The sequence below is a fragment of the Kitasatospora purpeofusca genome (genome assembly GCF_000718025.1).
Lineage (GTDB): Bacteria > Actinomycetota > Actinomycetes > Streptomycetales > Streptomycetaceae > Kitasatospora > Kitasatospora purpeofusca.
The window spans coordinates 226801-248070 of record NZ_JODS01000003.1 but is presented as its reverse complement, the minus strand read 5'-3'; the positions used below and the strand labels follow the sequence as shown (position 1 = coordinate 248070).

Sequence of the window (21270 nt, the reverse complement as noted above, 5' to 3'; positions counted from 1 at the left end):
CTCGGGGGACAATCTGATGAGCACACCACCCAGTCCGTACGGGCCGCCTCCTGGCTACGGTGCCGCGCCGCCGCCGCAGCCCTACGGTCCCCCGGTGCCCCCGCCGTACGGCCAGCCCCAGCCGGTGCCCGCGGGCTACGGCGCACCGCCGCCCCCGCCCGGCTACGGCTACCCCGCCGCACCGCAGGCGGCCCAGCCCCAGCCCGTCCACCCGCAGGGTCCCTACCCGCCCGCGCCGTACCCGCAGGCCATGTACCCGCAGGCACCGGCGCCCGGACCGTACGGGCAGGCCTCGCCGCACGGCTACCCGCCGGCCGCGCCGCAGCCCGGACCGCCCGCCAAGGGCCGCGGCAAAGCCCGACTGAAGGCGGTCGGCCTGGTCCTGGGTGTGATCGCCCTGATCGTCGGCTACTTCGTCACCGGCCCCAGTGTCAGCAGCGCCAAGGCCGGCGACTGCGTCAAGGCCTCCGGCTCGCGCGACGTCTCGGTGGTCAAGTGCACCGACAGCAAGGCGAACTACAAGGTGCTCGCCAAGTTCGAGTCCACCACCGACACCGGCAGGTGCCGCGAGACCGCGGGCACCACCAGCACCGTCTCGGGCAAGAGCGGCCGCCGCTGGAACAAGAAGCGCTACGTGCTCTGCCTGGGCCCGCTCGCCGGCGTCCCGCCGGTGAAGAAGTCCTGACCGTCCACCACCTGAATTTCCCCGGGGGATCCCCTTGTCCGTTCCGCCCCAGATGCCGTACGGCTCGCCGCCGCCCGCCGACGGCACCAACCCGTACGCCACCGGCAACCCGTACGCCGGCGCGCCGGCCCCGCAGCCGGTGGGCGCACCGCCCCCGGCCGGCTACGGCTACCCGGCCGCACCGCCGCCGGCCGCACCCGGCTACGGCGCGCCCGCCCAGGCCCCGCCGGGGGGCTACGCCTACCCGCCGCAGGCCGGGGGCTACCCCGCGCCGGCCGGCTACGCCCCGCAGGGCGGTCCGGTGTGCCGGTTCTGCGGCGGCTTCCCGGCCGTCGAGACCACCGTCCGCGGCCACCAGGGCATCATCATCATCATGCGGTTCCTGAAGCAGCCGGGACCGTTCTGCCGCACCTGCGGCACCGCCGTGGTGCGCGACATGTCCGCCCGCACCCTGGTGCAGGGCTGGTGGAGCTACCTCTCCGGCATCTTCACCGTGGTCACCCTGCTGCGGAACCTCGCCGCCCACAACAGGATCAAGGACCTGCCGCCGCCGGCGCCCGGCACGCACGGGCCGCAGCTGGACCCGGGGGTGCCGCTCACCAAGCGGCCGCACATCTTCATGCTGCTGCTGCCGGTGCTCGGGATCGGCTCGTGGATCGTGCTGATCGCCACCGGCGCGCTCTTCGCCTCCACGAAGCACGACGACCCCTACCGCCCGCTGGTGATGCCCTCGGTGACCGTGCCGGCCTTCCCGTCGCCGACCTTCCCGTCCGTCCCGTCCGTCCCGTCCGTCCCGGCGGCGACGGTGCCGGCGGTCCCGGTGCCGACGATCACCCTGCCGACGCCGTCCGCCACCAAGGTCGCCAGCGACATCGACACCGCCAAGGCCGGCGACTGCCTGCGCAACGAGAACGGCACCACCGCCACCCACGACGCCAGCCCGCGGATCACCATGCTGCCCTGCGGCGACCCGAAGGCCCAGTACAAGGTGCTCAAGAAGGTCTACGGGACCAGCGACAACGACAAGGCCTGCGAGAACGTCACCGGCGCCGAGAGCACCTACACCCGTGAGTCCAGCACCGAGGCGCTCAGCTTCGTGCTCTGCCTGAAGAAGCTCTGAACCCGCGCCCGGGCCCGTACCCGGGCCCGCGCCGACCGGCCCGCGCACGGACGAGGGGTGGCCCCGGGAGAACCCGGGACCACCCCTCGCGGCACCCTGTGCCCTACTGCTGGGCGGCCCACCAGTCGCGCAGCGCGGCGACCGCCGCGTCGTGCTCCATCGGGCCGTGCTCGAGCCGCAGCTCCAGCATGTGCTTGTACGCCTTGCCGACCGCGGGGCCGGGCTCGAGGCCGAGCAGCTCCATGATCTGGTTGCCGTCCAGCGCGGGGCGGACGGCGTCCAGCTCCTCCTGCTCCTTGAGCACCTCGATCCGGCTCTCCAGGCCGTCGTAGGTGCGGGAGAGCGCGGCCGCCTTCTTCCGGTTCCGGGTGGTGCAGTCCGAGCGGGTCAGCTTGTGCAGCCGCTCCAGCAGCGGGCCGGCGTCGTTGACGTAGCGGCGCACCGCCGAGTCGGTCCACTCGCCGCCGCCGTAGCCGTGGAAGCGCAGGTGCAGCTCGACCAGCCGCGAGACGTCCTCGGTGAGCTCCTTGGAGTACTTCAGGTCGCGCATCCGCTTGCGGGTCATCTTGGCGCCCACCACCTCGTGGTGGTGGAAGGAGACCCGGCCGTCCTGCTCGAAGCGGCGGGTGCGGGGCTTGCCGATGTCGTGCAGCAGCGCGGCCAGCCGCAGGGTGAGGTCGGGGCCGTCCTGCTCCAGGTCGACGGCCTGCTCCAGGACGGTCAGCGAGTGCTCGTAGACGTCCTTGTGGCGGTGGTGCTCGTCCCGCTCCAGGCGCAGCGCCGGCAGCTCCGGGAGGACGTGGTCGGCCAGGCCGGTGTCGACCAGCAGCCGCAGGCCCTTGACCGGGTGCGCGGCCAGCAGCAGCTTGTTCAGCTCGGCCTGCACCCGCTCGGCGGAGACGATGGTGATCCGCTCGGCCATCGCGGTCATCGCCGCGACCACCTCGGGGGCCGGCTCGAAGTCCAGCTGGGCGGCGAACCGGGCGGCCCGCATCATCCGCAGCGGGTCGTCGGAGAAGGACTCCTCGGGCGTGGCGGGGGTGCGCAGCACCCGGGCCTCCAGGTCGTCCAGGCCGCGGTGCGGGTCGACGAAGCCCCGGCCGGGCAGGTCGACGGCCATCGCGTTGACCGTGAAGTCGCGGCGGACCAGGTCCTGCTCGATGGTGTCGCCGTAGCTCACCTCGGGCTTGCGGGAGGTGCGGTCGTACGCCTCGGAGCGGTAGGTGGTGATCTCGATCAGGAAGGAGCCCTCCGGGGTGTCCTTGCGCGCGCCGACCGTGCCGAAGGCGATGCCGACGTCCCAGACCGCGTCGGCCCAGCCCTTGACCAGCTTCAGCACCTGCTGCGGACGCGCGTCGGTGGTGAAGTCGAGGTCGTTGCCGAGCCGGCCCAGCAGGGCGTCCCGGACCGAGCCGCCGACCAGCGCGAGCCGGTGACCGGCCGCCTGGAAACGGCGGGCGATCTCGTCGGCGACCGGGGAGACCCGCAGCAGTTCCTGCAGACCCAGGGTCTGCGCCTCGCTCAGGCCGGGGACGACCTGGACGGCGGAACTGGAATGATGGGTGCCGGTCGGGTGGGCGGTGGGCTCATTGGCAGTGGACACGGCTCACAAGGGTACGTGGCCCGGCGGCCCGGTCGCCCGCGTGTTTCCGGCGGCTCACTCCCCGGCCCGCAACACCGCACCCCTCACCACATCGTTACCATGCCGGTGGAACGAGTCCGGATGCGCCGAGCACGGGCCGCGGTGCCGTGCGCCGTCACGGCCACCGAGGCACCGGACCGCCGCATTTTCTTCACGGCTGATCCTCACGGCATCCCACGGCCGACGGAACATCCGCAGCAGCACGGCAGCAGCAGCAGCGATCGAGAACGGCGAGGGCGAACCCGTGAGCGAGGGCGAACCGCGTGAGTGAGCCGGCACGGCACCCCGGTCCGGAGCCGGACCGGCGCCCCGGGCGGGTCCTGGGACGAACCGTCCGGCGGCTGGCGGGCGCGCTCGGCGCCGCGCTGGTGCTCGCCTCGGCGCTGCCCGGCGGCACCGCCGGCGCGGCCCCGGCCGGAGGAGCCCCGGCCGGAGGGGCCAGGCCGGTCGCCGACACGGCGGTCAGCGCCGAGCTCCCGGTGACCATGACCATCGAGTCGGTGAGCAAGCCGGTCGCCGTCCAGAGCGGCACCGTGACGATCACCGGGCACGTCACCAACGCCGGCAGGTCGGTGCTGAAGTCCGCGCACGCGGCCGTCCGCCGGCCCTGGCCGAGCAAGCCGCTCACCACCCGCAGCGAACTCGCCTCGGTGTCCTCCCGCAGCGTCCCGCTCAACGCGGACGGCATCTCGATGGACAGCCCGCAGTACGCCCTCAACGAGCTCGGCCCCGGCCAGAGCCAGCCGTACACCCTCAGCGTGGCCGTCGCCGACCTGCAGTTCTCCGCCGAGGGCGTGTACGAGCTGGCGGTGGACGTCTGGGGCTCGACCGCCGACAACCAGCGCGACCGCCCGCTCGGCATCGCCCGCAGCTTCCTGCCCTACAACCCGTCCCCGGGCGACGCCCAGCCGTCCAAGGTGACCACCCTCTGGCCGCTGGTGCACGCGCCGGTACTGGCCGCGCAGACCCTCTCCGAGAACGACCAGACCGTCCCGGTGCTCCGGGACGACAGCCTGGCCACCGAGTTCGCCCCCGGCGGCCGGCTGTACGCGCTGGTCGACACGGGCGCCGCGCTGACCGGGCTGACCTGGGTGGTGGACCCGGACCTGCTGGACACCGCGTTCGCGATGACCAAGCGCTACGTGGTGCAGAAGCCGGGCACCGAGGGCAACGCGGCCAAGGACGACAACACCGTCCCCGGCACCGGCACCGCCGCCGCCACCGCCTGGCTGGACAAGCTGCGGGCCGCCGTGGCCAAGCCCGGCAGCCAGGTGGTGGCGCTGCCGTACGCCGATCCCGACCTCGCCTCGATCGCGCACAACGCCCCCGAGCTGGAGGGCATCGACACCGCGCTCAGCAAGGCGGCCACGGCCGGCCGGCTGACCGTCGAGGGCCGGCTGTCGGTGGACACCCGGGCCGACGTCGCCTGGCCCTACCGGGGCTACCTGGACCAGCGGATCACCGCCGTCGCCCAGCGCACCGGCAACAGCCTGGTGCTGGTGAACGGCGCGAGCATGCCCGAGTCCGACGCGCTGAAGTACACCCCCTCGGCCGCCCGGCCGATCGGCAACGGGCAGACCGCGGTGGTCGCCGACCAGCTGATCTCCTCCCTGTTCGAGGGCGGGCTCACAACCCAGGAGGAGCAGAGCCGGGCCGTCCAGCGGTTCCTCGCCGAGACCTTCGTGATCTCCCGCCAGGAGCCGCAGAACCCGCGCGGCCTGCTGGTGATGCCGCCGCGCGATCTCGACGCCGACGCCGCCAAGGTGCTCGCGACCGCCCTCCAGGCGGCCCAGGACGGCAAGTGGGTGGAGCCGGTGAAGCTGGACGCCCTCGCCCAGCTGCCGCCGGACCCGAAGGCGAACGCGGCCGTCCCCGCCCCCGCCGACTACCCGGCCCGGGCCCGCGACTCGGAGCTGTCCGCCTTCGACCTGACCACCACCACCCGGATCCAGACCGACCTGGACACGCTGATGCGGGTGCTGACCCTGCCGCAGCGGGTGCGCGGCCCGTTCAGCGCGGCGATGGTCCGCTCGCTGTCCACCGAGTGGCGCACCGAGGGCTCGGCCGGGGCCGACTACCGGGAGGGCGTGAAGCGCTACCTCAAGGAGCTGACCGGCGCGGTGAAGGTGCCGCCGAAGCGGGAGATCACCTTCGCGGGCGACACCGGAGTGCTCCAGGTCAGCGTCCGCAACGACCTGACCCAGACGGTCACCAACCTCAAGCTGGTCCTCACCCCGGCCCAGCAGAACCGGCTCCGGGTCGAGCTGCCGACCGAGGAACTGGTGCTGCCCGCCTCGCAGAGCGTCACCCTGCGCTTCCCCGCCGAGGCGAAGAACAACGGGCCGGTGAGCATGACCGCCCAGCTCTACACCACCGGGCCGAACCCGCAGAAGTACGGCGAACCGGTGACCTTCACCGTCCAGGTCACCTCGGTGACCAACGGGGTGCTCTACGTCTTCGGCGGCGGCGCGCTGCTGCTCCTGCTCGCCGCGCTGCGGTTCGTCCGCCAGCGCAAGCGGCGGGTGGCGCACGGCGACGAGGGCGACGCGCCGCTCGCCCCGCAGGGCGGCGGGACCGGCCCGGACGACACCGACGGACCCGGCCGCAGCGACGGCGGGGACGGTCCCGGGGCCGCCGCCGAGGCCGCGGAGGCGGACCGCCCGGGCGCCCCGGAACGGCCGGAACAGGACGGAGCGGCGCGGACACCGCGCGACAGCAGCGCGGATGGCCGGGATCGGGCCACCAGTGATGAGAAGGTTGGTCCTTGACAGCGCCGATACCGCCCGACTCCGGAGCGGCCTCCCCACGACAGCGAAGAGGTGACATGACCGGGCGCAGCGAGGAGCGGCCTCCGGGCCGCGGAGAGGGCCGTCCCGGGGCCGAGTCGCCGTCCGGCGACTGGTACGTGGCCGACACCTACGCCCAGGACCCGTACGCGGCGGACGCCTACCGCGACGGTCCGGGCGAGCCGGACCCGTACGGTCTGCGGACCGCCCCGCCCGCCGCGCCGCAGCAGCCGGCGGCCGCGTACGACGTGCCGCCGCAGCTGCCGCCGCAGGGCGGCGACTACGCGGCGCCGACTCCGTTCGGCCCGCCGGTGCCGCCGGTCCAGCCCGGCTGGGACACCCCCGCGCGGGCGGACTGGCGCGACGAGCGGCCGCAGCAGCCGGGCGTTCCGGCCGCCCCCGCGGCCCCGGCCGCCCCGGCCGAGGGCTGGGGCGGGCAGCCGCAGCAGCAGTGGCAGCCCGGCCCGGCGCACTCCGCCTGGGACTCCGAGTCCACCGAGTACGTCGGGGTGGACTCGCTGTTCGGCGGCGGACGGACCACGGCCGAGGCCCCGCGCCCGCCGGCCCAGGCGTCCCCCGGCCAGCAGTACCCCGCGCAGCAGCCGCCGGTCCAGCAGCACCCGGTCCAGCAGCCCGGCGCGCAGCCGCCGGCCGCAGCCGTCCCGCCCGTCGCCCCGGCCGCGCCGTACCCCCCGGCCGGCGCGTACCCGGGACAGCACACGCCGCAGCACGGGCCGCCGCCCGGCTACGGCCACGGCGGCCACGGCGGCCAGGACGGCCCCAGGCCGTTCGTCCCGCCGATCGAGTTCGACCCGCCGCTCTCCGAGGAGGAGGCCACCCTCCAGGTGGCCGCGGTGCAGCTGCCGCCCGCCGTGGAGCCGCTCGCCGACCTCACGGCCGAGGAGCACGCCCGCCCCGCGGACGCCGCCCCGGCCGCGCCCGCCGAGCAGACCGCCGGCGGCGGCAAGATCGCCTCGGTGCTGAACTCCAGCGCGATCATGGCGGCCGGCACCCTGGTCTCCCGGGGCACCGGCTTCCTGCGCACCATGGTGATCGCCGGCGCGATCGGCATCGCCGTGATGGGCGACTCCTACAACGCCGCGAACACCCTGCCGACGCTGCTCTACATCCTGATCGGCGGCGGCGCGCTGAACGCCGTCTTCGTGCCGCAGCTGGTCCGCAGCATGAAGAACGACGCGGACGGCGGCACCGCCTACGCCAACCGGCTGCTCACCCTGGTGATGGTCGGCCTGGCCGGCGTGGTCTTCCTGGCCGTGCTCGGGGCCCCCCTGCTGGTCCAGCTGATCGCCCACCCGATGATGGAGAACCCGGCCCGCGCGGACACCACCGTGGCCCTGGCCCGGTACTGCCTGCCGACCATCTTCTTCATGGGCATCCATGTGGTGATGGGCCAGATCCTCAACGCCCGCGGCCGCTTCGGCGCGATGATGTGGACCCCGGTCCTCAACAACCTCGTGGTGATCTTCACCTTCGGCGCCTACATCTGGGTCTACGGCGGCTTCGACAGCACCCACGTCAAGCCGGAGACGATCACCCCCGAGGGCGTCCGGCTGCTCGGCATCGGCACCCTGGTGGGCCTCGCGGTGCAGTCCCTGGCGATGATCCCGTACCTGCGGGCGGCCGGCTTCTCCTTCCGGCCGCGCTTCGACTGGCGCGGGCACGGCCTGGGCAAGGCCGCCCGACTGGCCAAGTGGACCTTCTTCTTCGTGCTCGCCAACCAGGCCGGCTACCTGGTCATCACCCAGCTGGCCACCGCGGCCGGCGCCGACGCCGAGACCGGCGGCCACGGCGGCGTCGGCCTCGCGGCCTTCTCCAACGCGCTGCTGATCTGGCAGCTCCCGCAGGCCGTCATCACCGTCTCGATCATGAGCGCGGTGCTGCCCCGGCTGTCCCGCGCGGCGGCCGACGAGGACGCCGGCGCCGTCCGCGACGACATCTCCTACGGACTGCGCACCACCGCCGTCGCGGTCGTCCCGGCCGCGTTCCTCTTCCTGGCGCTCGGGCCGGCCATCGGCCAGTCCATCTACGGGGTGGGCGGCGGCGACACCACCCTGGACAACGCGCGCAACGTGGGCCTGATGCTCTCCGCCTTCGCGCTCGGCCTGATCCCGTACTCGGCGCAGTACGTGATGCTCCGCGGCTTCTACGCCTACGAGGACACCCGCACCCCGTTCTCCAACACCGTGTGGGTCGCCGCCTGCCAGGCCGGCTTCTCGCTGCTCTGCTGGGTGCTCCTGCCCCCGGAGTGGACGGTCACCGGGATGGCGTTCGGCTACGGTCTCGCGTACGCCATCGGGGTGACGGTGGCGGTGCCCAAGCTGAAGAAGAGGATCGGCGGGCTGGACACCAAGCGGATCGGCAAGACCTACTCCCGCCTCACGACGGCCTCGGTCCCGGCAGCGGTGGTCGGTCTGGCCGTCAGCCTGGCGGTCACCAAGGTCGTCGGCGGCTGGGCCGGCGCGGTGCTGACGGTCGTCCTGGCCGGCGGACTCCAGCTGGCCGTCTTCGTGCTCATCGCGAAGCGGCTGCGGATCGAGGAACTCAACGCCATGCTGGGTATGGTGCGCGGCCGACTGGGCCGCTGACCCGGGGTCGGGCCGCCACCGGACCCCGGGTCGTCCCGGGCCCGGCAGGGCGGCCCGGCGTCGGATCTGCACCACATCTCTCCACCAACAGGCAACCGCGCGGACCTTTCGGCGGTCGTACCCGGTGGAGAACAGTGGGCACAATTGTCCTGGAGCACCGGAGTCACCCGCCGATGCACTCCAACGACTCTCTCTCAGGCCCGGGGCGACACAAGGGGAGGCAGGACCACGGTGGCTGATGGCACCAAGGCGGTCGTCGACACATCGGCAGCTGACGGGGCGGCGGACGAGGCCGCGCTCGCGGCGGCGATCGACGAACTCGCCGACGGCACGGCCCGGGCCACCGCGGCCGGCTCCCCCGCGGAGAAGGACGGCCGCGCCGGCCGCACCGACAGCGGCGAGCCCGCCGGGGCCTCGCCCGCTCCGGCACCGGCCACCCCGGCTCCGGCCGCGCCGGCACCGACCGCGCCGACCGCGCCGACCGCGCAGGCCCCGGGCGAACCGGCCCCGGAGTCGACCGCCCCGCTGTCGGTCTCCGAGATCGCCGCCGAACTGGCCTCGGGCGACGCCGCCGCCGGCCGGACCGACCCCGGCCCGGCCGCCGCGGCACCCGCCAAACGCCCCCCGCGCGACCCGCAGCCGACCCACGACCCCCGGGACACCGCCACCCTGCCGCAGACCCTGCCCGCCCCCCAGCGGCGCAGCGGCGACATGATCGGCCACCGCTACCGGCTGGAGGAGTGCATCTCCTCCACCGAGACCTTCAGCAGCTGGCGGGCGGTCGACGAGAAGCTCCGCCGGGCGGTCGGCGTCCACCTGATGGCCTCCGGCCACCAGCGCGCCCGCAAGGTGCTGGCCGCCGCCAAGTCCGCCGCCCTGCTCGGCGACCCGCGCTTCGTGCAGGTCCTGGACGCCGTCCAGGAGGGCGAACTGGTCTACGTGGTGCGGGAGTGGCTGCCGCACGCATCCGACCTCGCCAAGCTGCTCTCCGACGGCCCGCTGGAGCCGCACGAGGCGTACCAGATGGTCCGCCAGGTGACCGACGCGGTGGCCGCCGCCCACCGGCGCGGCCAGGCCCATCTGAGGCTCACCCCGCGCTGCGTGCTGCGCACCGACAGCGGCCAGTACCGGATCAACGGCATCGCGGTGGACGCCGCGCTGCGCGGCCTCACCGGCGAGGGCAGCGGGGAGGACGCCGAGCGCGTCGACACCCGGGCCATCGGCGCCCTGCTGTTCGCCGCCCTCACCCACCGCTGGCCCTACCCCGAGGACCGCTACGACCTCCAGGGCCTGCCCAGGAACCTCCGCGAGGTGGCACCGGACCAGGTCCGCGCCGGCGTCCACAAGGGCCTGTCCGAGCTGGCCGCCCGAGCCCTGCTCGACCACCCGCCGCACCACGCCGAGCCGATCACCACCCCCGACGGACTGGCCCGGGCGATCGCCCTGATGCCGCGCATCCGCCAGCCCCAGCCCGAGCTCCCGGCCTTCACCAGCCCGCCGCGCCACAACACCCACGCACTGCCGACCGCACCCAACCCGACCCGGGTGGTGGCCGCCCCCGGCACCGCGCCGGCCCCGGTGGCCGCCCCGGTGCGGCGCAGCGGACGACGGCTGCGCACCGTGGTCAAGGTGACCGCGTCGGCGGTCGCCCTCGGCGCCATCGGCGTCGCCTCCTGGCAGCTGGTGGACAGCCTGCGCCCGGGGAGCACGGCCGTCGCCTCCCCCCAGCCCAGCTCCACCTCCGCCACCCCCAGCGCCCACGCCGCCACCCACGACCCGGCTCCGATCCCGGTCAAGGAGGCGCTGTCCTACAACCCGCTGGGCGAGAAGGCGGACGGCGCGGCCAGCCTGGCCAAGGCCATCGACGACGACCCGGCCAGCGAGTGGCAGACCAACTGGTACAGCGACGCGTTCGGGTCCAAGCCGGGCACCAAGGAGGGCACCGGGCTGCTGCTCGACCTCGGCTCGGCGCAGACGGTCTCCAAGGTGACCCTCAAGTGGAGCACCGCCACCACGGCCGAGCTCCGGATGCCCGGCAAGACCGTCGGCAACGCGCAGACCGCCAAGCCGGGTGATTTCACCGTCCTGGGGAAGAAGGCCGGCACGGCGGTCGAGTACAACCTGGACAGCCCGGTCACCACCCGCTATCTCTTGATCTGGCTGACCAACCTGTCCAAGAATCCGGACAGCGGTCCGAACCCGGGCAAGTACCAGGCTTTCCTCGGCGACGTGAAGGTCTTCGGCTGACCCGCCGACCGCGGTGGCGGGGCACGAACGACGAGGGGTGGACGTGGCGCAGGACGGACCGGAGCGGCCCGACGACGACGCGGCGCTCCTCGCCCGGCACGTCGGCGGCGACCGGGAGGCCTTCGGCCTGCTGGTGAACCGCCACCGGGACCGGCTCTGGGCCGTCGCCCTGCGCACCCTGGGCGACCGCGAGGAGGCCGCCGACGCCCTCCAGGACGCCCTGGTCTCCGCCTTCCGGTCCGCCCACACCTTCCAGGGCCGGTCGGCCGTCACGACCTGGCTGCACCGGATCGTGGTCAACGCCTGCCTGGACCGCGCCCGCCGGGCGGCCACCCGCCGGACCAAGCCGCTGGACGACGATCCGCAGCGGCTGGACGCCCTGGTCGGCTCGGCCGAACCGGCCGACTCCCCGGTGGTGCGCGCCGAGGTGCACCGCGAGCTGTCCGCCGCGCTCGCCGAGCTCCCGCTCGAGCAGCGGGCCGCGCTGGTCCTGGTCGACATGCAGGGCTATCCGGTCGCCGAGGCGGCCGAGCTGCTGGGGGTGCCGGTGGGCACGGTGAAGAGCCGCTGCGCCCGGGGCCGGGCCCGGCTGCTGCCGCTCGTCCGGCATCTGCGCGAGGAGGCCGGCCCGGCGTCGCGGGGGAGCGCTGTTTCACGTGAAACACCGCCCCCGGGCAACACCTCCCGTCCGACCGGGAACCCACGCGGCGGCCGCACCGTCACAGGGACAGCCCCGGATCCAGCCCGGCCGATTCTGGAAGGAGACGCGAGTACGCGATGACGGCACCGCCCTCCTCCTCCGACCCCACCGCCGGACCGCACCCCTCGGTCGACGAGCTGGCCGACCTCTCCGAGGACCTGCTCGCCCCCGCCGAGGCCGAGGCGCTCCGGGAGCACCTGGCCGGCTGCGCCGACTGCCGGGAGACCGTCGACGCGCTCACCGAGGTGTCGGCGCTGCTCGGCGCGGCCGAGCCTCCGGCCGTGCCGGCCGATGTCGCCGCCCGGATCGACGCCGCCCTCGCGGCCGCCGCCGGACCGCCCGCGGCGCCCACCGCGTCCATCGCGTCCGTCTCGTCCACCTCGTCCACACCGTCCGTGCCGGCCGCCCGGCCCGCGCCCACCGGGTCGCCGAAGGCCCCGCCGTCCCGCCCGGTCGCGGGCACCGCCGCCGGCACCGGCCCGGGACGGTCCCGCCGGGGCCGCCGCAGGGCCCTGCTGCTCGGCTCGGCCGCCGCGCTGGTCGCCCTCGGCCTCGGCGGCGCCTTCCTCTCCCTGTCCTCCTCCGGGCGGCAGGACCTCAGCACCACCGCCGACGCGGGCGCCGCCCCCGCCGCCGGCACCACCGCCCCGGAGAGCTCCGCCGCCGGGGCCAGGACCGACCGTGCCACCGGCGGCACGGCCTACCAGGACGACCGGCTCGCCGCCCAGGTCGCGCAGCTGCTCGCCGCCGCGGGCACCACCCGCCCGGTCAAGCCCTCCACCGGCCCCGGCTCGGGCCCCGGTTCTGTCCCCGGCTCGGGTTCGGCCCCCGGCTCGGGCTCCGCCACCGACCCCTCGGAGGGCGCCGGGGCGACCGCCGTGCCGCCCGCGGAGGGCGGCCAGGGCCTCGTCGGCGGCGACCGCTCCACCCCGGCCTGCCCGCCCCCCAGCACCGCCGCCCTGCTGGCCACCGACCGGGGCAGCTACGCGGGCGCGGCCGCGGACCTCTTGGTGTACGCCCTGCCGGGCCGTCCCGAGCTGCTCGACGTCTACCTCCGCGCCCCCGACTGCGGACCGGTGCTGCGCCATCTGACCGTCCCCGCACCCTGACCGGTGGTTCCCGTGCGATCCATGCCCGGGGCCGCGCGACACTCCCAGAGTGCGGTCGCCTGGTACTGATCCTCCTGGGAATGCGAGACACTGGTCAGTCGTTGTCCCGGGCGGCGGAGCAGGACCGCCCTCCCCGCAGCAAACGCGGGTCGCGATGCGAACCAGGAGATGCAGTGAGCGACGTCCGTAACGTGATCATCATCGGCTCCGGCCCCGCCGGATACACCGCCGCGCTCTACACGGCCCGCGCCTCCCTCAAGCCCCTGGTCTTCGAGGGCGCCGTCACCGCCGGTGGCGCCCTGATGAACACCACCGAGGTCGAGAACTTCCCGGGCTTCCGGGACGGCATCATGGGCCCCGAGCTGATGGACAACATGCGGGCCCAGGCCGAGCGCTTCGGCGCCGAGCTGATCCCCGACGACATCGTCTCGGTCGACCTCACCGGTGACATCAAGACCGTCACCGACTCCGAGGGCAACGTCCACAAGGCCCGCGCGGTGATCGTCACCACCGGCTCCCAGCACCGCAAGCTGGACCTGCCCAACGAGGACAAGCTGTCCGGCCGGGGCGTCTCCTGGTGCGCGACCTGCGACGGCTTCTTCTTCCGGGACCAGGACATCGCGGTGGTCGGCGGCGGCGACACCGCCCTGGAGGAGGCGACCTTCCTCTCCCGCTTCGCCCGCAGCGTCAAGGTGATCCACCGCCGGGACACCCTGCGCGCCTCCAAGGCGATGCAGGAGCGCGCCTTCGCCGACGAGAAGATCAGCTTCGAGTGGGACAGCGCGGTCGAGGCCATCCACGGCGACCCGAAGCTGACCGGTGTCACCCTGCGCGACACCACCACCGGCGAGCTGCGCGAGCTCCCGGTCACCGGCCTGTTCATCGCGATCGGCCACGACCCGCGCACCGAGCTCTTCAAGGGCCAGCTGGAGCTCGACGCCGAGGGCTACCTCAAGGTCGAGGCCCCCTCCACCCGCACCAACATCCCGGGTGTCTTCGCCGCCGGCGACGTCGTCGACCACACCTACCGCCAGGCCATCACCGCCTCCGGCACCGGCTGCTCCGCCGCCCTGGACGCAGAGCGCTACCTGGCCTCGCTGGCCGACCTGGAGGCCCAGGCCGCCACCGTCGCGGTCTGACCCGAAGCGATCCACCGTCCGGTCGGGTGTGTTCCACGTGAAACACACCCGACCCCGCCGGGACGAAACAGAACCGCCCTGTGCGGTGTTGTAGACCTGGCAGCCCCTCGCCCGATTGACCCCTAGGAGTGACCGTGGCCGGCGCCACCACCACCGTGACCGACGCGACGTTCGAGGCGGACGTCCTCAAGAGCGACAAGCCCGTTCTCGTCGACTTCTGGGCCGAATGGTGCGGCCCGTGCCGTCAGGTCGCCCCGGTTCTGGAGGAGATCGCGGCCGAGCAGGGCGACAAGCTCACCATCGCCAAGCTCGACGTCGACGCGAACCAGCAGACCGCCGCGACGTACAACGTGATTTCCATCCCGACCCTGATCCTCTACAAGAACGGCGAAGCGGTGAAGCAGATCACCGGCGCCCGTCCGAAGGCCGCGCTGCTGCGCGAGCTGGACGGCCTGATCTAGGTCCGTTCCCCCGGAACGCCACGAGGGCGGGACTCCCCACCGGGAGTCCCGCCCTCGTCCGTTGTCCCCGGCCCTCCGGGGGGCCGCCCCGAGGCACCGGGAGCGCTCAGAACGGCCGCAGCGCCGGCTCCTTCCGACCGCCGCCCAGCAGCCGCTCCAGCGCCCCCTCGACGTCCCCCCGCCAGGAGAGCGTGGTCCGCGCCTCCAGCCGCAACCGCGGGTAGCGGTGGTGCGGGCGGACCGTCTTGAAGCCCACCGCCAGCAGGTGCTCGGCCGGCAGCACACAGCTGACCGGCTGCCGCCCCACCGCCCCGAAGGCCTCGATCGCCCGGAACCCCCGGCCCAGCAGGTCCTTGGCCACCGTCTGCACCAGCACCCGGCCGATCCCCTGCCGCTGGAAGCCCGGCAGCACCCGGCTGACCATCAGCTGAACGGCGTCCGAGGCCACCGGGCTGGTCGGGAAGGACTGCGAACGCGGCACATACGCGGGCGGGGCGTAGAGCACGAACCCGGCCGGCTGCTCGTCCACGTAGACGACCCGGCCGCAGGACCCCCACTCCAGCAGGACGGCGGAGATCCACCCCTCCTTCTCCAGCTCGGGCTTGCCGGACTCCACCGCCGCCCGGCCGCTGACCGGGTCCAGCTCCCAGAACACACAGGAGCGGCAGGTCGACGGCAGATCCGCGAGGTTGTCCAGCGTCAACGGAACGATCCGGCGTCCCATGCCCCGCACCTCCTCGTCCACTCCACAGTCGAGCATTCCCCCCGAATGCCGATGGGTGCATGTTTCACGTGAAACAGCGCCCACGTGGAACATGCACCCATCGCGTGCCGCGATCGGCCCGGCTCAGCCCTGCGACAGCCGCAGTCCGTCCTCACCGGGCGCGAGGCTGTCCAGGATCCGGTTCAGGTCCTCCACGGAGCCGAACTCCAGCACCACCTTGCCCTTGCCGAGCTTGCCGGCGCGCTGCGACACCTCGACCTTCACCCGGGTCTCGAAGCGGTCGGAGAGCCGGCTCGCCAGGTCGTTGAAGGCCGGCGAGAGGATCTTCCCGGCCTTGGGCGCCTGGCGCTTGGGCCGCTCCTCCCGGTCCATCAGCGCGACGATCTCCTCGGTGGTCCGCACCGAGAGCCCCTCCGCGACGATCCGCTTGGCCAGCTCCTCCTGCCGCTCCTGGTCCGGCGCCCCGAGCAGCGCCCGGGCGTGGCCCGCGGTGAGCACCCCGGAGGCCACCCGCCGCTGGACCGCCGGCGGCAGCTTCAGCAGCCGCAGGGTGTTGGACACGTGCGAACGCGAGCGCCCGATCCGGTCCGCCAGCTCGTCGTGGGTGCAGGAGAAGTCCCGCAGCAGCTGGTCGTAGGCGGCCGCCTCCTCCAGCGGGTTGAGCTCCGCCCGGTGCAGGTTCTCCAGCAGGGCGTCCAGCAGCAGCTTGTCGTCCTCGGTGGCCCGGACGATCGCCGGGATCTGCTCCAGCCCGGCCTCCCGGGAGGCCCGCCAGCGCCGCTCGCCCATGATGAGCTCGAAGCGCCCCGGCGCGGACTGGCGCACCACCACCGGCTGGAGCAGGCCCACCTCCTTGATCGAGGCGACCAGCTGGGCCAGCTTGTCCTCGTCGAACACCTCGCGCGGCTGGCGCGGGTTGGGGGTGATCGCATCCAGCGGCAGTTCGGCGAAGTAGGCGCCCTCCACCCGGGTCAGCTCCGCCTCGGCGGCGGCCTGCTCCCGCAGGCTCTCCGCGGCGGCCTTGGCCGCCAGCGTGCCCCGGCCCGAGGGCAGCGTCGGCACCGCCGTGGGCGACGCCGTGCCGGCCGGGGCCGCCGCGGGCTGCGCCGCGCCCCCGACCCCTGCGCCCGCCGGGGCCACCGGGGAGATCAGCGCCCCGAGTCCTCGTCCCAGACCCCTGCGACCACTCACCGATTGCCCTCCGTCGTACCGTGCTGTGCCACCGGGGCGCCCTGCTGCCCCGAACCGTCCCGCTGCTGCCCCACCAACGAACCGCCGCCCGCGGCGGGCACCGCCCGCAGCGCCAGCTCCCGCGCGGCCTCCAGGTAGGAGAGCGCACCGGTGGAGCCGGGGTCGTAGGTGAGCACCGTCTGACCGTAGCTGGGCGCCTCCGAGATCCGGACCGAGCGCGGGATCGCGGTGTGCAGCACCTCCTGCGGGAAGTGCGTCCGGACCTCCTCCGCCACCTGGGCGGCCAGCCTGGTCCGGGCGTCGTACATGGTGAGCAGGATCGTGGAGACGTGCAGCGCCGGGTTGAGGTGCGCCCGGACCAGCTCGACGTTGCGCAGCAGCTGCCCGAGGCCCTCCAGCGCGTAGTACTCGCACTGGATCGGGATCAGCACCTCCTGGCCGGCGACCAGGGCGTTGACCGTCAGCAGGCCCAGCGAGGGCGGGCAGTCGATCAGGATGTAGTCCAGCGGCTGCTCGTACGCGGCGATGGCGCGCTGCAGCCGGCTCTCCCGCGCCACCAGCGACACCAGCTCGATCTCCGCGCCGGCCAGGTCGATGGTGGCGGGGACGCAGAACAGCCCCTCGACCTCGACCACCGGCTGGACCACGTCGGCCAGCGGCTTGCCCTCCACCAGTACGTCGTAGATCGAGGGCACCTCGGCGTGGTGGTCGATGCCGAGCGCGGTCGAGGCGTTGCCCTGCGGGTCGAGGTCGACCACCAGGACCCGCAGCCCGTGCATGGCCAGCGAGGCGGCGAGGTTGACGGTGGTGGTGGTCTTGCCCACCCCGCCCTTCTGGTTGGCCACCACCATCACCCGGGTGGCGGCCGGCCGGGGCAGTCCTTCGCCCGCTCGGCCGATGGCCTGGACCGCAGCCTGGGCGGCACGCGCGATGGGCGTGTCATCGATCTGGTCGATGGTCTCCGAGTCCTGCATGGGGCTCAGTGTTTCACGTGAAACCGGAGCGGCAACAGTCACCGCCCGGCTGCGGGCGAGGATTCCCGAGAGCAGAGAGCGACGTTTCACGTGAAACACCATGCCCGCAATGTCGGAATTCTGACGATGCGACACTCCGGTGAACCCCGAGTCGTCCGGCCGGCCGCCCTGCCGTCACCGGGGCGTCGGAAACGCTCGGGCGGCGGCCCGGACGACCACGGGCGGGCGGTCCGAGGACCACCCGCCCGTGTCGAGTCCCATCCCGGTGTCAGCGGGGACGCCGCCGGGGGTTGCGGGCGCGGTCGCCGCCGCGGGTCGCGCCACCGGCCGCGGCCCGGCCGGCCCTGGCCGCGGCCTTGGCCCGGCGGGTCGCCGCCCGCACACCGCCCGGGCTCTCGCCCACCTTGACCTGGATCACCCGGGTCGAGGTCTCCAGGGTGCCGTCGCCGACCGAGATCACCGACCACTCCACCCCGCCGAGCTTCGCCAGCCCGGCCCGCGAGTCGGCGAGCTCCTGCTCCGCGCTGTCGCCCTTGAGCGCCAGCATCTGGCCGTGCGGACGCAGCAGCGGGAGGCCCCAACCGGCCAGCCGCTCCAGCGGCGCCACCGCACGGGCGGTCACCACCTCCACCGCGAGCTTGCCGACCATCTCCTCGGCCCGGCCGCGGAGCACGGTGACGTTCTCCAGACCGAGCTCGCGGACCACCTCCTCCAGGAAGGTGGTCCGGCGCAGCAGCGGCTCCAGCAGGGTCACCGAGACGTCCGGGCGGGCCAGCGCCACCGGGATGCCGGGCAGCCCGGCGCCGGAGCCGACGTCGCACAGCGTCGTCCCGGCCGGCAGCAGCTCGGCGAGCACCGCGCAGTTGAGCACATGGCGGTCCCAGAGCCGGGGCACCTCGCGCGGGCCGATCAGCCCCCGGGTCACGCCCTCGGTCGCCAGCAGCTCGGTGTAGCGGACGGCGGCGTCGAACCGCTCGCCGAAGACCTCCCGGGCGACGGCCGGCGGGGGGGGGGGGGGGGCGCCCCCCCCGCCGGCCCCCCGCCCGCGGACGCGCTCCCGGCGTCCGGACCACCGGCCCCCGACTCCGGCTCTCCGGCAGGCACGCTCTCCGTGTCCATCTCGACCTCTCCGCTCCCCGGATCCACCGACCCGCTCCTGCACCGTTTCACGTGAAACATCTCTCGCCGGGCCAGCGCCCCGCGAAGGGACGACGACCCCGCCCGCGCGTGGCGGACGGGGTCGGGTCCTCGTGTCGCTTGCCGGCCGCCCTGGCGGCCGGCGGTCGCCCGGCCGTCAGGCCGGCAGCACGACCACGCAACGCTGGGGCTCCTCGCCCTCCGACTCACTGCGCAGACCGGCCGCGGCCACCGCGTCGTGGACGACCTTGCGCTCGAACGGGGTCATCGGACGCAGCTTGACCTGCTCGCCGGAGCTCTTCACCTGCTCCGCGGCCTGGGACCCGAGGGTCGCCAGCTCCGTGCGCTTGCGGGCCCGGAAGCCGGCGATGTCCAGCATGAGGCGGCTGCGCTCGCCGGTCTCCCGGTGGACGGCCAACCGGGTCAGCTCCTGCAGCGCCTCCAGCACCTCGCCGTCCTGGCCGACCAGCCGATGCAGGGCCCGGTCGTTGCCGTCGCTGACGATGGAGACCAGTGCGCGGTCGCCCTCGACGTCCATGTCGATGTCACCGTCGAGGTCCGCGATGTCGAGCAGACCCTCCAGGTAGTCCGCCGCGATGTCGCCCTCCTGCTCCAGGCGGGCGACGATGTTCTCGTCGGCGCCGGGGGCGGCCTCGGCCTCGACGGCGGAGGTGGTGCCTTCCGTCACTGATGGACTCCTTCGGAGATGGGCCCGGTTGGTGGGCCGGTAACGAGGTTCAGGGGGCCGCGGAGGCGGTTCGGACCGGGCCGGTCACTTCTTCTTCGGCCGCTGTCCGCCGCGCTTGGGCTGCTGTCGGCCGCCCTGCTGACGGGTGGCGGCCGGCTTGGCCGCGGTCTGCTTGGCGGCACCTGCCGCACCGGCGGCACCGGCGGCACCGGTGCTCGCGGTGTCGGCCGAGTCCGCCGGCACCGCGTCCGCGGGCTGCTCGGCCGGGGCGTCCTTGGTCAGGCTCGCCGGCTGGCTGCCACCGTGCTGGCGCTGCGACTTGGTCTGCTTCCGCGGCTGCTGGCGGCGCACCTGCACCGACTCCTCCACCACGGCCTCGGCCGTCGCGGCCGACTTCTTCGCCGGCAGCAGGCCCCAGAGCGGGCCCTGGATCACCGAGCCGTCCGGGTTCAGCCGGCCCTGCTTCTTCAGCCGCTCCTGACGCTCGTCCCAGGCCTTGCTGCCCGGCGTCGGGTTGTTGCGGATGACGATCAGCTGCTGGCCCATCGACCAGATGTTGGTGGTCAGCCAGTAGACCAGGACACCGACGGGGAAGTTGATGCCCATCACGGCGAACATGATCGGGAAGACGTACATCAGCATCTTCTGCTGCTGCATGAACGGCGTCTTCACGGTGAGGTCGACGTTCTTCGTCATCAGCTGGCGCTGGGTGATGAACTGCGACAGCGACATCAGGACGATCATCACGGCGACGACGATCTTGACGCTGACCTCGCTGCTGCCGACGAAGGTCGCCGAGAGCGGGGCACCGAAGATGTGGGCCTGCTGGGCGCTGTCCAGCAGGGTGCCGTCGATCACGCCGATCGGCTTGCCGTCGGCGACCTTGGCGAGCACGCCGTAGAGCGCGGTGAAGAACGGCGCCTGCACGATGATGGGAAGGCAGCTGGAGAACGGGTTGGTACCCGCCTCCTTGTACAGCTTCATCATCTCTTCGGACTGGCGCTGGCGGTCGTTCTTGTACCGCTCCTGGATGGCCTTCATCTTCGGCTGGATCGCCTGCATGGCCCGGGTCGCCTTGATCTGCTTCACGAAGAGCGGGATCAGGCAGATCCGGATGACGACCACCATCGACGCGATGGCCAGACCCCAGGCCCAACCACCGTTCGGATCGAAAACGTGGCTGTACAGCGAGTGGAACTGGACGATGATCCAGGACACCGCTGTGTACAGGGGGTTGAGGAAGGAGAAGGTCACCGGTCAGGCTCCTTGGACATTGGGATCGGCCCCACTGGGCCAATGGTCGCCGGGCCCTCTGGGTCCGGACCGGCGGGGGGCATGATCACCGGCTGGTCGGCGGCGGACCGGCCCTTCAGCCGGTCCCGCAGCCGGCGGTGCCACACCGGATGCTTGCGCGGCGGGACATGGTCGACCCCACCGGGCGTCCATGGATTGCAGCGCAGGATGCGCCACACGGTCAGTGCGCCGCCCTTCACCGCTCCGTGCGTCCGCACGGCCTCGAAGCCGTAGTGCGAACAGGAGGGGTAGTAGCGGCACACCGGACCGAGCAGTGGGCTGATGGTCCACTGGTAGACCCTGATCAGACCCATCAGCAGGTACTTCATCGACCTGCTCCCGTCGGCGCCGAAACAGCATGCTCGGCCTTGAGCAGCCGTTTGAGCGCCGCGTCCAGGTCACGTTCGAGTTCCTGGTACGAGGCGGACGCGGCCGGAGGCAGCGCACGCACCACTATCAGGCTACCGGCGGGCAGCCGGGACAGACGATCACGGACAAGGTGCCGCAACCGGCGCTTGACCAGGTTGCGGGTGACCGCCGGGCCGACGGCCTTGCTCACGACGAAACCCGCACGCGCCGAAGGAGTCCCCTCGGCGACGTGCGGGCGGATGTCGCTGGTCCGGTCGGTGTGGTCCCCGGAGCCGTCCTCTCTGGCGAGATGGACGACCAGTAGGGGCTTACCGGCCCGACGACCGCGTTTGACTGCGGTCGCGAAGTCCTGGCGCCGCCGCAGCCGATTCTCGGAGGGCAGCACAGCAGACTCTGGTG

Annotated in this window: 17 protein-coding genes and 1 pseudogene; 9 read left to right on the top strand and 9 right to left on the bottom strand. The window is 73.6% G+C overall.

All coding sequences use genetic code 11. The annotated features are described in order from the left end of the window. The first annotated feature begins 94 nt into the window (after positions 1 to 94). Both IF01_RS43630 and IF01_RS43625 read left to right on the top strand, forming a co-directional pair. Positions 95 to 685: an LppU/SCO3897 family protein gene (locus IF01_RS43630; protein ID WP_051740567.1), complete on the top strand. Its 591-nt coding sequence runs from the start codon at positions 95 to 97 to the stop codon at positions 683 to 685. A gap of 34 nt (positions 686 to 719) precedes the next feature. Next, positions 720 to 1805, top strand: a complete 1086-nt coding sequence (locus IF01_RS43625) for an LppU/SCO3897 family protein (protein ID WP_157855175.1) — start codon at positions 720 to 722, stop codon at positions 1803 to 1805. A 103-nt stretch (positions 1806 to 1908) separates the two neighbouring features. Here the strand turns inward: IF01_RS43625 and IF01_RS0107130 are convergent, their stop codons facing one another. Beyond that, positions 1909 to 3330, bottom strand: a complete 1422-nt coding sequence (locus IF01_RS0107130; protein ID WP_030392436.1) for a CCA tRNA nucleotidyltransferase — start codon at positions 3328 to 3330, stop codon at positions 1909 to 1911. Positions 3331 to 3710: 380 nt separating this feature from the next. On the opposite strand from IF01_RS0107130, the gene IF01_RS0107125 reads away from it, so the two are divergent. From IF01_RS0107125 to trxA, 7 genes are all read left to right on the top strand, one after another. Beyond that, on the top strand, positions 3711 to 6215 hold the full coding sequence (locus IF01_RS0107125) for a DUF6049 family protein (protein ID WP_051740571.1): 2505 nt from the start codon (positions 3711 to 3713) through the stop codon (positions 6213 to 6215). Between the two features lie 56 nt (positions 6216 to 6271). Next, the gene (murJ, locus tag IF01_RS0107120; RefSeq protein ID WP_051754996.1) at positions 6272 to 8839 is read left to right on the top strand and encodes a murein biosynthesis integral membrane protein MurJ; all 2568 of its coding nucleotides are present in this window, start codon (positions 6272 to 6274) and stop codon (positions 8837 to 8839) included. A gap of 231 nt (positions 8840 to 9070) precedes the next feature. Next, complete coding sequence (locus tag IF01_RS0107115; RefSeq protein ID WP_051754995.1) at positions 9071 to 11086, top strand: protein kinase family protein; 2016 nt, start codon at positions 9071 to 9073, stop codon at positions 11084 to 11086. 43 nt (positions 11087 to 11129) lie between these two features. Beyond that, positions 11130 to 11867 (top strand): RNA polymerase sigma factor SigM, encoded by a 738-nt coding sequence (gene sigM / locus IF01_RS0107110; RefSeq protein WP_078879783.1) that lies wholly within the window; start codon positions 11130 to 11132, stop codon positions 11865 to 11867. Next, a complete protein-coding gene (locus IF01_RS50905) occupies positions 11864 to 12895 on the top strand; it encodes an anti-sigma factor family protein (RefSeq protein WP_051754994.1) in 1032 nt (343 codons plus the stop codon). Before sigM ends, IF01_RS50905 begins: the two co-directional genes overlap by 4 nt. A gap of 173 nt (positions 12896 to 13068) precedes the next feature. Beyond that, positions 13069 to 14034: a thioredoxin-disulfide reductase gene (gene trxB / locus IF01_RS0107100; protein ID WP_030392430.1), complete on the top strand. Its 966-nt coding sequence runs from the start codon at positions 13069 to 13071 to the stop codon at positions 14032 to 14034. Between the two features lie 134 nt (positions 14035 to 14168). After that, positions 14169 to 14495 (top strand): thioredoxin, encoded by a 327-nt coding sequence (trxA, locus tag IF01_RS0107095; protein ID WP_030392429.1) that lies wholly within the window; start codon positions 14169 to 14171, stop codon positions 14493 to 14495. A 106-nt stretch (positions 14496 to 14601) separates the two neighbouring features. On the opposite strand, the gene IF01_RS0107090 is transcribed toward trxA, so the two are convergent. The 8 genes and pseudogenes from IF01_RS0107090 to rnpA form a co-directional block, all read right to left on the bottom strand. Beyond that, positions 14602 to 15219, bottom strand: coding sequence for a GNAT family N-acetyltransferase (locus tag IF01_RS0107090; protein WP_030392428.1), 618 nt, complete (start codon positions 15217 to 15219; stop codon positions 14602 to 14604). Positions 15220 to 15342: 123 nt separating this feature from the next. Further along, on the bottom strand, positions 15343 to 16410 hold the full coding sequence (locus IF01_RS0107085) for a ParB/RepB/Spo0J family partition protein (protein WP_030392427.1): 1068 nt from the start codon (positions 16408 to 16410) through the stop codon (positions 15343 to 15345). Beyond that, positions 16407 to 17384, bottom strand: coding sequence for a ParA family protein (locus IF01_RS0107080; RefSeq protein WP_094745482.1), 978 nt, complete (start codon positions 17382 to 17384; stop codon positions 16407 to 16409). Before IF01_RS0107080 ends, IF01_RS0107085 begins: the two co-directional genes overlap by 4 nt. A 268-nt stretch (positions 17385 to 17652) precedes the next feature. Further along, a pseudogene (rsmG, locus tag IF01_RS0107075) lies at positions 17653 to 18396 on the bottom strand (16S rRNA (guanine(527)-N(7))-methyltransferase RsmG); the annotation flags it as partial. Positions 18397 to 18678: 282 nt separating this feature from the next. Continuing rightward, the gene (locus tag IF01_RS0107070) at positions 18679 to 19209 is read right to left on the bottom strand and encodes a Jag family protein (RefSeq protein WP_030392424.1); all 531 of its coding nucleotides are present in this window, start codon (positions 19207 to 19209) and stop codon (positions 18679 to 18681) included. An 84-nt stretch (positions 19210 to 19293) separates the two neighbouring features. After that, entirely contained in the window at positions 19294 to 20463 is a 1170-nt protein-coding gene (gene yidC / locus IF01_RS0107065) for a membrane protein insertase YidC (RefSeq protein ID WP_030392423.1), read from the bottom strand. Next, the gene (gene yidD / locus IF01_RS0107060; RefSeq protein ID WP_045938903.1) at positions 20460 to 20831 is read right to left on the bottom strand and encodes a membrane protein insertion efficiency factor YidD; all 372 of its coding nucleotides are present in this window, start codon (positions 20829 to 20831) and stop codon (positions 20460 to 20462) included. The genes yidC and yidD overlap by 4 nt, the downstream gene beginning before the upstream one ends. After that, the gene (gene rnpA, locus IF01_RS45285; protein WP_078879736.1) at positions 20828 to 21256 is read right to left on the bottom strand and encodes a ribonuclease P protein component; all 429 of its coding nucleotides are present in this window, start codon (positions 21254 to 21256) and stop codon (positions 20828 to 20830) included. Before rnpA ends, yidD begins: the two co-directional genes overlap by 4 nt. Between the last annotated feature and the right edge of the window lie 14 nt (positions 21257 to 21270).